This window comes from Pseudoalteromonas sp. SM9913, from assembly GCF_000184065.1.
Taxonomy (GTDB): Bacteria; Pseudomonadota; Gammaproteobacteria; order Enterobacterales; family Alteromonadaceae; genus Pseudoalteromonas; species Pseudoalteromonas tetraodonis.
This window is the reverse complement of sequence record NC_014803.1, coordinates 3,226,975-3,239,537: the sequence shown is the minus strand read 5'-3', so window position 1 is coordinate 3,239,537 and position 12,563 is coordinate 3,226,975. Positions and strand designations below refer to the sequence as shown.

At 41.8% G+C, this 12,563-nt stretch carries 8 protein-coding genes; 5 read left to right on the top strand and 3 right to left on the bottom strand.

The window, feature by feature from the left end:
- Positions 1-5 precede the first annotated feature (5 nt).
- The 5 genes from PSM_RS14930 (at position 6) to fusA (ending at position 5,704) form a co-directional block, all read left to right on the top strand.
- Positions 6-1,187 (top strand): E22 family MetX-like putative esterase, encoded by a 1,182-nt coding sequence (locus PSM_RS14930; protein ID WP_013466215.1) that lies wholly within the window; start codon positions 6-8, stop codon positions 1,185-1,187.
- Positions 1,188-1,191: 4 nt separating this feature from the next.
- Complete coding sequence (locus tag PSM_RS14925) at positions 1,192-1,953, top strand: 3-hydroxybutyrate dehydrogenase (protein WP_013466214.1); 762 nt, start codon at positions 1,192-1,194, stop codon at positions 1,951-1,953.
- Positions 1,954-1,963: 10 nt separating this feature from the next.
- Positions 1,964-2,671, top strand: coding sequence for a CoA transferase subunit A (locus PSM_RS14920; protein ID WP_013466213.1), 708 nt, complete (start codon positions 1,964-1,966; stop codon positions 2,669-2,671).
- A 10-nt stretch (positions 2,672-2,681) separates the two neighbouring features.
- The gene (locus PSM_RS14915) at positions 2,682-3,341 is read left to right on the top strand and encodes a 3-oxoacid CoA-transferase subunit B (protein WP_013466212.1); all 660 of its coding nucleotides are present in this window, start codon (positions 2,682-2,684) and stop codon (positions 3,339-3,341) included.
- A 278-nt stretch (positions 3,342-3,619) separates the two neighbouring features.
- Positions 3,620-5,704, top strand: a complete 2,085-nt coding sequence (gene fusA / locus PSM_RS14910) for an elongation factor G (protein ID WP_013466210.1) — start codon at positions 3,620-3,622, stop codon at positions 5,702-5,704.
- A gap of 182 nt (positions 5,705-5,886) precedes the next feature.
- On the opposite strand, the gene mdoH is transcribed toward fusA, so the two are convergent.
- From mdoH to PSM_RS14895, 3 genes are all read right to left on the bottom strand, one after another.
- Positions 5,887-7,851, bottom strand: coding sequence for a glucans biosynthesis glucosyltransferase MdoH (mdoH, locus tag PSM_RS14905; RefSeq protein WP_013466208.1), 1,965 nt, complete (start codon positions 7,849-7,851; stop codon positions 5,887-5,889).
- Positions 7,823-9,442 carry a glucan biosynthesis protein G gene (locus tag PSM_RS14900; protein WP_013466207.1) on the bottom strand — a complete coding sequence of 540 codons (1,620 nt, stop codon included), beginning with the start codon at positions 9,440-9,442 and terminating at the stop codon, positions 7,823-7,825. Before PSM_RS14900 ends, mdoH begins: the two co-directional genes overlap by 29 nt.
- A gap of 323 nt (positions 9,443-9,765) precedes the next feature.
- Positions 9,766-12,429, bottom strand: a complete 2,664-nt coding sequence (locus tag PSM_RS14895) for an ExeM/NucH family extracellular endonuclease (protein ID WP_013466206.1) — start codon at positions 12,427-12,429, stop codon at positions 9,766-9,768.
- Between the last annotated feature and the right edge of the window lie 134 nt (positions 12,430-12,563).

Here is a 12,563-nt window from a genome sequence, read left to right as displayed (position 1 = left end):
TTGCAATGAAAACAATATTAATAATAGGGTTGCTGTTTTTATTTAGTAGTACGGTGTCTGGCGCTGATAAAGCCGAGCCGTTACTAGTAGAAAAGCAACATTTCAGCACAGAAAACTTCACAACGGTTTCTGGCACAACGTTGCCACAGGTTGATATTGGTTGGGAAAGTTATGGTGAGCTTAACAAAGCCAAAGATAATGTAATCTTGATCACTCATTATTTTTCAGGAACCTCTCATGCAGCAGGTAAATATTCAGCCGACGACGCCGCAGCAGGATACTGGGATGCGTTAATTGGCCCAGGAAAAGCCATAGATACTAACAAGTATTTTGTGATCAGCTCTGACACCTTAGTCAATGCTAATTGGCATGACCCACACGTAATCACTACGGGTCCTGCATCAATTAACCCTGCGACAGGTAAACCTTATGGCTTGGATTTTCCAGTGGTTACTATTACTGATTTTGTTAACGTACAAAAACGCTTATTAGAGAGTTTGGGCATTACTAAATTACATGCCGTGATGGGCGCATCTATGGGCTCTTTTCAGGCGCTAGAGTGGGCAACGCGTTATCCAGATCAGGTTGAACGCCTAATCCATGTTATTGGTGCAGCAACCATGGATGCATGGACTGTCGCTGCGCTTGAAAAATGGGCACTCCCCATTCGTTTAGATAAAAACTGGCAGCAAGGTAATTACTACGACAAGGAGCGCCCATTAGATGGACTTGCCGCAACCATGTTAAATATTACCCAAGATGCGATGCATCCAATTATTTATAACGCTAGCTTCCCTGACTTTAACGTACTTGATGAAGGTGCGTTAAAAGACATTCGTACCTTACCTAAGTTAAACCAAGTACTAGCACAGCGTGCAATGGCGCGTGCAAAAACCCAAGATGCAAATCATGTATTGTATTTGGTACGGGCATCACAACTGTTTACTGCCGGTATGGAAGGGAACTTAAGCGCAGCACTTAAAAAAATTAGCGCTAAAACACTGTTATTGCCTGCAACCAATGATTTACTGCTACGCCCTGAAAATATGCGCACTGTATATGAGTCAATGAAGTCGCTGGGGAAAGAGGTTCAGCTTTCTGAAATTGAAGGCGGCTGGGGGCATCTCGATGGAATTTTTTCAATCTCGCCTAAAGCGCAGCTGATCAGTGAATTTTTAGAGGAGTAGCAGTATGAGTAAAAACGTATTAATCACCGGCGCGGCTAGTGGTATAGGGCTACACATTGCTGAGCAGCTAGCCCGAGCTGGGCATAGCATTATTGTGACCGATCTTAATGAACAGGTAGCTCAACAAGCCGCGCAAAAAATAGTTAATCAGGGCGGTAACGCTCAGGGCTATGCATTGAATGTGGCAGATAGCCAAGCGATTGAAGATTTTTTTAGCACTTTTACGCTACCTGTGGATGTATTAATTAATAATGCAGGAATACAGCATGTAGCGAAATTAGAAGACTTTCCTGCAGATAAGTGGCTGCTTTTACAGCAAGTGATGTTGGTAGGTCCCGCAATGATGAGTAAAGCGGTACTGCCACGCATGCGTGAGCAAGATTTTGGCCGCATCATTAATATAGGTTCTATTCACGCCATGGTGGCCTCTAAGTATAAATCTGCTTATATCGCCGCGAAGCATGGCTTAATTGGCTTTGCTAAAACCATGGCATTAGAAACAGGTGATGCCAATATTACTATTAATACAGTGTGCCCAGCGTATGTAAAAACGCCATTAGTGGAGCAGCAAATTGCCGCACAAGCCAAAGAGCATGGTATTTCTGAGCAACAAGTAATTGACACCATTATGCTGGCACCCATGCCGAAAAAGGCATTTATCGGCTTAGACGAAATCTTGCATACCGTGAGTTTTTTAATGGCAGATGCTGCACGCAACATAACCGCTCAAGCAATCGCTATTGATGGCGGTTGGACTGCACAATAAGGGGGAGCTAATGGCAGGTTTTGATAAAGTAGTAACAAGCTACAGTGACGCTATGACTGGGCTTGAAGATGGCATGACCGTGATTGCTGGTGGTTTTGGTTTGTGTGGTATTCCTGAGGGATTAATTGCACAAATTAAACGCCAAGGGACACGTAATTTAACCGTAGTATCTAATAATTGTGGTGTTGATGGTTTTGGGCTTGGATTACTACTTGAAGATAAACAAATTAGTAAAATGGTCGCTTCTTACGTCGGTGAAAACGCACTTTTCGAGCAACAATTACTTAGTGGCGAGTTAGATGTTGAACTAACGCCACAAGGGACGCTAGCCGAAAAAATGCGCGCAGGCGGCGCCGGAATTCCAGCGTTTTATACCGCAACGGGTGTCGGTACGCCTGTGGCTGAAGGTAAAGAAACCCGTTCAATCAAGGGGCGCGAATATTTATTAGAGCCCAGTATAATCGGTGACTTTGCCATTGTGAAAGCATGGAAGGCAGATCGCTATGGTAACTGTATTTATCGTCATACAGCGATGAACTTTAATCCTATGGCAGCCACCGCTGGTAAAATTACCGTATTAGAGGTTGAAGAAATTGTCGAGCCCGGAGAGCTTGAGCCAAGCCAAATTCATACGCCAGGTATTTATATCGATCGCGTTATTAAAGGTGAGTTTGAAAAGCGTATTGAAAAAACCACCACTCGAGCGACAAAGTCCTAAGGAGCACATAATGGCATTAACACGAGAGCAAATAGCAAAACGCGTGGCAATGGAATTACAAGATGGCTACTACGTTAACTTAGGAATAGGGATACCTACATTGGTGGCCAATTATGTGCCTAAGGGCATTGAGGTAATGCTGCAATCAGAAAATGGGTTACTGGGCATGGGGCCCTATCCTAGCGCTAAAAATGTAGATGCCGATATGATCAACGCAGGAAAAGAAACAGTAACCGCAGCTACGGGTGCCGCTATTTTTAATTCTGCTGAAAGCTTTGCCATGATCCGTGGTGGGCATGTTGATTTAACCGTGCTGGGTGCGTTTGAAGTGGACCAAAACGGCAACATTGCCAGTTGGATGATCCCTAATAAATTGGTCAAAGGTATGGGCGGGGCGATGGATTTAGTGGCTGGGGCAAAAAACATTATTTGCACTATGACCCATGCTAATAAACACGGTGAATCAAAGCTACTGAATGAATGCAACCTACCGTTAACCGGTGTTGGGTGTATTAATAAAGTAATTACTGATTTGGCTCTACTAGAAATAAAAGATGGCGCTTTTCATTTATTAGAATGTGCACCCGGTGTGACTATTGATGAAATCAAAGCCAAAACTGCGGGTAATTTAGTTATTAGCGACAAAGTCAAAACTATGAGTTTTGAGTGATTTTACTAACGATTTACATGGAGCAAAATAATTGTGTTTGCTTCATGTCATCATCCGATTGCGCTTTTGATGTTCAACAATGACGCTGATAAAGACTTAAGTCGTTTAAATACAGTTTATAATATGCCTCTTTTAAGCCCATCTCATACCTCAAAATATCTTTAAAGCAAGTTTTTTATAAATTGATTGCATTTTAAGCGACTTCTATGGTGATGTTCGCTTTAAGTAATGCTATACTCCCGCCGAATAATTTATCGACTTTATTAAGAGTAAAATTAATGGCAGATTTATCGAAGTACAGAAACATTGGTATTTTCGCGCACGTTGATGCGGGTAAAACCACAACTACTGAGCGTATCCTAAAGCTTACAGGTACTATCCACAAAACAGGTGAGGTTCATGATGGTGAATCGACTACCGATTTCATGGATCAAGAAGCTGAGCGCGGTATTACTATCCAGTCTGCGGCAGTAAGCTGTTTCTGGAAAGATCACCGTTTTAACGTTATCGATACTCCTGGACACGTTGACTTCACCGTTGAAGTTTACCGTTCACTTAAAGTATTAGATGGCGGTGTGGGTGTATTCTGTGGTTCTGGTGGTGTTGAGCCACAATCAGAAACTAACTGGCGCTACGCGAATGAGTCAGGTGTTGCACGTATCATCTTCGTAAACAAATTAGACCGTATGGGTGCTGATTTTTTCCGTGTAACAGCGCAAGTACAAAAAGTACTTGGTGCTACTCCACTTATCATGACTTTACCAATCGGTATCGAAGATGAGTTCTGTGGTGTTGTTGATGTTTTAAACAAAAAAGCATACATCTGGGATGAGACAGGTCTTCCAGAAAACTACACTATTGAAGACGTTCCTGCAGACATGGTAGAGAAAACTGATGAATACCATGAAATGCTTATCGAAACTGCTGTAGAGCAAGACGATGACCTAATGGAAGCGTACATGGAAGGTGAAATCCCTTCAATCGAAGACATCAAGCGTTGTATCCGTAAAGGTACTCGTGACCTTGCGTTCTTCCCTACATTCTGTGGTTCTGCATTCAAAAACAAAGGTATGCAACTTGTACTTGACGCAGTAGTAGATTACCTACCTGCTCCTACAGAAGTTGATCCTCAACCTCTTATGGATGAAGAAGGTAACGAAAACGGCGAGCATGCAATCGTATCTGCTGACGAACCTTTCAAAGCGTTAGCATTTAAGATCATGGATGACCGTTTCGGTGCATTAACATTCGTACGTATCTACTCTGGTGTGCTTAACAAGGGTGACACTATCCTTAATGCATTTACTGGTAAAACTGAGCGTGTTGGCCGTATGGTTGAGATGCAAGCAGATGAGCGTAAAGAGCTTACTTCAGCGCAAGCGGGCGATATCATCGCTATCGTTGGTATGAAGAACGTGCAAACTGGTCACACTCTTTGTGATCCTAAGCACCCAGTAACACTTGAGCCAATGGTATTCCCAACTCCAGTAATCTCGATTGCTGTACAGCCTAAAGATAAAGGCGGTAATGAGAAAATGGGTGTTGCTATCGGTAAAATGGTTGCAGAAGATCCATCTTTCCAAGTTGAAACTGATGAAGATTCAGGTGAAACTATCCTTAAAGGTATGGGTGAGCTTCACTTAGATATCAAAGTAGATATCCTTAAGCGTACTTACGGTGTAGACCTTATCGTTGGTCAACCACAGGTTGCTTACCGTGAAACTATCACTCGTGAAATCGAAGATAGCTACACGCATAAGAAACAATCTGGTGGTTCTGGTCAATTCGGTAAAATCGATTACCGTATCAAGCCTGGCGAAGTGGGTTCTGGTTTCACGTTCACATCTTCAGTTGTTGGTGGTAACGTACCTAAAGAATTCTGGCCTGCAGTTGAGAAAGGCTTTAAGTCAATGATGAACGAAGGTGTTCTAGCTGGCTTTCCAGTACTTGACGTTGAAGTTGAACTTTTCGACGGTGGCTTCCACGCCGTGGATTCATCAGCAATCGCATTCGAAATCGCAGCTAAAGGCGCTTTCCGTCAGTCTATCCCTAAAGCGGGTGCACAACTTCTTGAGCCAATCATGAAAGTTGACGTGTTCACGCCAGAAGATCACGTAGGTGACGTAATCGGTGACCTTAACCGTCGTCGTGGTATGTTAAGCGACCAAGAAGCTGGTTTAACTGGCGTTCGCATTAAAGCAGACGTACCGTTATCAGAAATGTTCGGTTACATCGGTTCACTACGTACAATGACATCAGGTCGTGGTCAGTTCTCTATGGAGTTCTCACACTACGCACCATGTCCACAAAACGTAGCTGACACAGTAATCGCTGCAGAAAAAGAGAAAAAAGCAGCTAAGTAATTAGCACTTTAACTCTTTAAAAAAACCCGCACTTGTTGCGGGTTTTTTATTGTCTGAAGGTTATTAAGCTCGAAAATTAAAGCGTGCGGTCATAAAAAAGGAGCAACAGTTAGTTGCTCCTTTTTTATTTATTATGACTATACCAATCTTCAAAATAGCTGACTTAATTAAGCGAATTGGTATTAATTTAGCTTATTAGCTGTTTTTGTAATGAGTGCTTTAAACTTCTTACGATGTGATTCACTACTAAAGCTCTGAATAGGCATGGTTACTTTGTGTTCTTGTGGTAACAGCGGTATTGCTGTTGAATAACGCCCTGCAGGTGGAACGGTTATCTCTTTGAGGTGTACTTTAAGTGCCGCTAATGTTACATCATTATCGACTTCACTCGGGCAGAGAAAAATCCCCCATTGTCTGAGCTTAACGCCTAGCTTGATACTACTTGAATAGCGCACAATAGGTGCAGCGAGTATGAGTCCTAATAAAATAGGAGATAACCACCAAAAAAAGACTGGCGTAAAGTAATAAGCAACGCTACCCCATACAATGGCAATCAGAGAAGAAAGCAATGTATAACTAAACGCTTCTTTCCATGGCACCATTCTGCCTTCACGCGGTTGAGCGTCCCATTTTACTTTTTTACCTAAAAATACACAGACTACAAAATATGCATGAAAAACCATCATTAATGGTGCCACAATAATGGCAAATACGGTTTCAATTATAGACCCTAAAGTAAGTTTTAATGCACCACCAAAGCGCTGCTTACGGTGTACTAAGGTAACAATCACGCCCATGAGTTTAGGCAATAATAAAATAATGATAGTTAGGTAAAGTAATGAGTCAATGAGTTCTGTTTTGGCTATTTGCCAAGTTGGAAATAGTTGATAGGCGCGATTAAAATAGACATCACTATTTAAAGCGCGTGTTACCGCATCTATGGTACTTAACGCCAGCATAGATAACCAAATGAGTGATGATATATACGCGGTTGCACCCAGTAAAAAATGCAGCTTACTCATTAGCTTTAATTTTGCTGATGATAATAAGCCAAGGTGTTGAATATTACCTTGAACCCAGCGTCTATCGCGTACAGCATAATCTAATATGTTGCTCGGAACTTCCTCGTAACTGCCTTCAATATCGGCAAGTAATAATACGTCCCAATTCGCGCTATGTAATAAAGAGGCTTCCACAAAATCATGACTTAAAATTTCACCACCAAAAGGCGCTTTACCTTTTAGTGTTGGCAAGCCACAGCAATCAATAAATGCTTTGACGCGAATAATGGCATTATGGCCCCAGTAATTGGCTTTGTCGGTCTGCCAAAAAGCAGAGCCGGTAGCTAACATTGGACTATAAAGAATTGAAGCGAACTGTAAAAAGCGTCCAAAAAAGGTATCTTGGCGCACAGGAATAGGGATAGTCTGAATCAATCCCGCTTGTGGATTATTTAGCATACTGGTAGTGAGCTCTAGCATGCATTGGCCAGTCATTACACTATCGGCATCCAATACAATCATATGCTCGTATTGGCTACCCCAGCGCTCACAAAAGTCGGTTAAGTTACCCACTTTACGATGTTTGTTATCTTCACGGCGACGATAAAATACCTGCTTTGCAGTATCACCTAAGCGCTCACATAACGCATGCCATGCACTTAATTCATTACTAGCAATAGTTGCGTCTTGTGTATCGCTTAGTAAATAAAAATCAAAGTGTTTTAATTGCCCTGTCGCTTTTAATGATTGTAAGCTGACTTCAAAGCCTGCAATCACTCTGTGCGTATCTTCGTTATATATAGGCATAACCACAGCTGTTTTTTGCTGTGACAGTGCTTCACTGTTAATAGAGACCGGCTTTATTTTTTTAAGTGTGAGTGGATCTATCCGAAATAGCTGCAGTATAAAACCAATACAACCACTACAAAATGCGGTGACTATCCACGCAAAAGTAATAGAAAATAAAGCAAGAAGTGCATACTCAAGCAAGGTCATGCCATTTGAGTTTAAAATTTCAAACATAATTGAAATGCCATAGCCTGAAAGACCAATAGCAGCGATAGCAAATAACCACACACGAAGTGTTTTAAAAGGCATCGGCGTGCCTGCGCTTTGTTTACTTGATGTCATTTGGATACCAAACATAGCTCCATACCTCGCTCACTTCTTTATTACGTAGCTTTAGCGATAAACGCATATCTACAGGATCACTACCTTGGGGAGCGACTTTAAAAGCAACACGCCAACCTAATGATTTTGGTAATTTTTGCACTGTAATATCGCGGGCTTCACCGGTAGTAAGCTGAAGATCTGCGCTAAGTGCTAATTTTGCTGATAACTGATTGATATCAGGGCCGGTAAAGTCAACAGTAAATTGACGATGGCTTTTTGGCGGTGGATTATCTTCACCAGGTAATGCGGCACTACCAATACGCGTTCTAGCTACTTTGGCCAAATTATTTTGGCTTAGATAATCATTAAACGTCGTCATCTTATAGCTAAACTTTAATGCCTCTCCTGCTTTGAACGGCTTTTCAGGAACCCAATAACTTACAATATTATCGTTTGTTTCAGTATCTGTTGGAATTTCTACTAGCTCAACACGGCCATTGCCCCATTCACCTTGTGGTTCTATCCAAAGGCTAGGGCGTTCATGGTAATGCGCTTCTATATCAAAGTAGTTATTAAAGTCACGGTCACGCTGCACAAGGCCAAAGCCTTTTGGATTCTCATATGAAAAAGAGGTTACACTGAGTTGGGATGGATTATTAAGCGGACGCCATACCCAATTACTCTCTTGTGACTGCGTGAGCAAACCATCTGAATCATGTACTTCAGGGCGGTAATCATCAAAAAACTTAGTGCTATTTTCACCGTGATAAAACATGCTCGTTAATGGCGCTATACCTAGCTTTTTAACATCTTTACGCGCAAAAATTTGCATGTCGACGTTAACTCGTGTCTGTGTGTTTGGGTCTATTTCAAACTTGTAGGCTCCGGCTACCGATGGGCTATCGAGTAAAGCAAAAATAGTAATATTAGTTTGCTCTGGTGTTGGTTTTACTAACCAAAACTCTTTGAATGAAGGAAACTCTTCACCAGATGTTTGTGCGGTATCAATTGCCAATCCGCGTGCTGATAAGCCATAAACTTGATTAGGTCCAACTAGGCGAAAATAAGAAGCGCCCTGAAACACCACAATTTCATCTTTATAGTCATCGTTATTTAGTGGGTAATGCAATCTAAAACCAGCATGCCCTAACTGTGTACCTTCAACACTTTTTGCTATTTCATCTTTTAGGTGTGCTGCTGTTCCATCATATTGATAAAAGTCTGTGCTAAATGGGAGACGGCTAAGCTTGGCATCTTGATCAACGATATTGATTTTGACTGGGGTTTTATATAAAAAACCTGGGTGAAACAGTTGCAGCTCATAAAGCCCTTCATCTTTCCATACCGATTGATCGTGTTTGAAGCGGATTGAGCGGTAGTCTTGATAATCAATACTATTGAGCGCTTCTATTTGTATGTTTTTAGGTGCAATGTAATCTTGCTCAGCAAGCTTTTTAGCACGCGCACTTATCACATCAAATAAGCTGCCTTGTGGTATTGCCGCTTCTAATGAGGTTGCTGCAATGGCGTTGTTCGTTCCCCACAGTGAAAAAACTATCAACATCCCTACCAAAGGTTTAAAAGCCCTTTGACAAGTTGATATAAGGTGAATGCGTTCTTTCATTTTGAATCCTTTATAAAAATATATTTACAGCGAGAGTAACGTCTATCTCAATGGTTTTTATATGGGTTAGCAGGACTGGGCAATTATCGTTTTAGCGCAGGTGTAGTAACGCAGCTTCACACTTTGTATTTATTAAACAATAAATGAAAGGTGTGAAATTTGATAAAGGCCATATCAAGGTTTGCATAGATAGTAAGCAATGTTTGCTGAAGCTTGTCTGAATTACATTTGTATAAAAAATAAAAAAGCCGCGAAAGCGGCTTTTGAGTAACTATATAGATATTTTAGGTCACAATACCTAATTGTTAACCGACTAATTAAGCTTAATCAGCATACTTTGTTGCTTTGTACGTTAATTTAACATTACCAAAAGGAATGGCGCCGTTTACACGCACTCGCCACTTACCTTCTTTAGGGTTGGTAAATGAACAGCTTTCACTATTACCGAAGCTTATTGAGGCGCAATCTTTTCTGAAAAGAGTCGGGTTTCTTTTATGGCGTACAAATAAGTTTGCATCACCCCAGCCACCGTCAAGGCTAACCGTTAGCTCGTCATAACCTTGTGGGATTTCAAAGCTGTAGCTTTTCCACCAAAACCACCCGCCAATATTATTAATTTCGCCAATAATTACTTCAGGTTCTGGCTCAGGTGGCGCGATAATGGTCGAGCGAATATCGACAATAACAGGGTCATGATCTGACGCTCTGTAAGGACCTTGAGCATATAAGGTTGATTGTTGTGCGTCAGATTTAAACTCAACGTTATAATCAAGCGAGATAGGCTCATCGGCATTAATGTGCCAATCGGTTGCACTGACTACTTTATTTAATAAGCTTGGACTGACTAGGGCGTGATCTAAACTACCCGCTCGGCCAGAAAAGCTATAAGAGTAACCTAAAGTGTTGCCATCTAGCTCAGCAACCACATTTTTAAGGCCTTTATCAGCAAATGCACGGATAGGATCTTCCATTGCATAGGCGTTCATGTCGCCAACAAGAATGATATCTTCATCATCAACCCCTGTTGGTTTGCTATTTAACCAATCAGCAAATGCATTGGCGCCAGCAGTTCGAATTTCGTTCCAACATGCTTGGCCGTCATTTTGATCAGCGTTTCCACCAGTTGCACTTCCACAACCACCTTTAGATTTTAAGTGAGCAACGGCAACAGTAAAGACTTCTTCTGTCTCTAAAGACTTAAAGCTTTGCGCAATAGGTGCGCGATTGCTGTAGTCAAAAGGCGCGTCAGTTGTAATCGCTGCTGTTCCTACTTGCTGTACTTTATCAGCACGATAAATAAGCGCGGTAGTAATAGCGTCGGTGCCGATTTTATCAACGCCAAAGTCCACAAATGCATATTGATTTTGACTGTCGGCATCATTAAGTGCATTTACTAAGCTTGCAACTGCGCTAAATTCGCCAAAGCCGTCATTTTCAATTTCCATTAAGCCAATCACATCAGCTTGCATAGCACTGATAGCACTAACTAGTTTGGCCTGTTGACGAATTAATTCTACTTCTGAGTCAGCGCCTCGGCTAGTTGGGAAACCGCTGCCTTGGCCGTCGCCATTAAAGTAGTTAAGTACGTTAAAGCTGGCAACACGTAAATCAGCGTCAGGGTTTAACTCTGGTGCATCGGTACGCGGATTCGTTGCTATAAACTGAGGTGTGACCGTTGGGTGAATACGGTAAGTGCTAAAACTGTACGCTAGGGCGCCAGTAACGGTATTTACTGTATCGCCAGTACGCAGCGTATTCTCTGCTGATAATCCAGGTACAGGGTAAGCAATAGGGTCGCGATTTTGACGAGTTGAGCCATCATCTACGAGTATTTTTTTAGTTAGATTTTGCGCTTCAACCGCATTTGCTGCCGCACCAGGAAGTGCAACTTGTGTCCCTTGATATAAACGTTCGGTGGCAAGCTCTAATTCACCGTAACGACCTAAACCATAGTTATTCGTGACAACTAATGGCTGCTCTAGGGTCACCAACATACCTTCAAATGCTTCTAACTCACTTTGATCGATAACGGGTAAAGTGATTTTAGTCGGATAAGCTGAAAGGCCGGTATCACAAATAGCAACTTGGCTAACATTACCAATTTGGGTGGCATCAAAGTACTCTTCAACAGTACCTTGTACGCGAACATGGTCGCCAACATTAACATCAGTATTGGTAAAGTAAACAAATACACCTTCAGAAGTAAGGGGATTTGCATCTTCATCACTATTAAGTGAATTTACAAAAAAGCCTTTGAGCTGATCATCTGCTTGGAAATCAGCTGTCACAACGCCTTCAAATTCAACCACAGTGTTAACCAGTGGACTGCTTGCGCCTTCACCTTGAATACTGCTAATTAATGTTTTATCAGCGCCACATAGTAAAGGATTTTCAGGTTCTGGCTCAGGATCTGGATTAGGTGAAGAATTCCCTGCAAAGATACCTAGATCACTAAAATCATCTTGATCAAATTGCAGCCATAGCTCACTTGGATTAAAAGCGCCATCGGCATCAGTGCGTCCGTTTAATTGAGTTTCTTTACGACGCAGTGTTTTATTTTGTGTTTGTACGCCACCTTCAGACCAAAATGAACCTGGATCTACGCCGCGTTGACCAAAGCTATCAATAACGGTTGAGCCTTGCGTAAGTACCAGTGCGTCATCACCATTAAAGTTAGTGACGGCGCTGAGTTGATCCGCTTTTTCTTTTAATTCAACTGAAGCATTACCATTAACAATGACATAAGTGCTATTAGCAGCAAGTTCACCGGTTAAATCGAGCGTATTGTTTGCCTCTGTATTGCCATTTGAATAGAGACTTAGGGTGTAGCCATCCAATGACAGTGGGGTTGTCGAATTATTAAATAGTTCTACTGCTTTATTATAGCTACTGCCCTCTACGTATTCTGATATAACGAGGTTAGCGGTAGCGGGTGCACTGAGGCTTGCTAACACAAGCGCCAATGGCGTTATTTTTGTTTTCAACATTATTATTTTTTCCCGTGTTTTTGTTTCCCCAAATGGGACGCTTAGTGTAATGAAAAATGATTACAAATAGAATACAGAATGTTAACAATATTAGGTTTTGTTATTTTTTGAGGTAGAACGTACAGTTGTGTGTT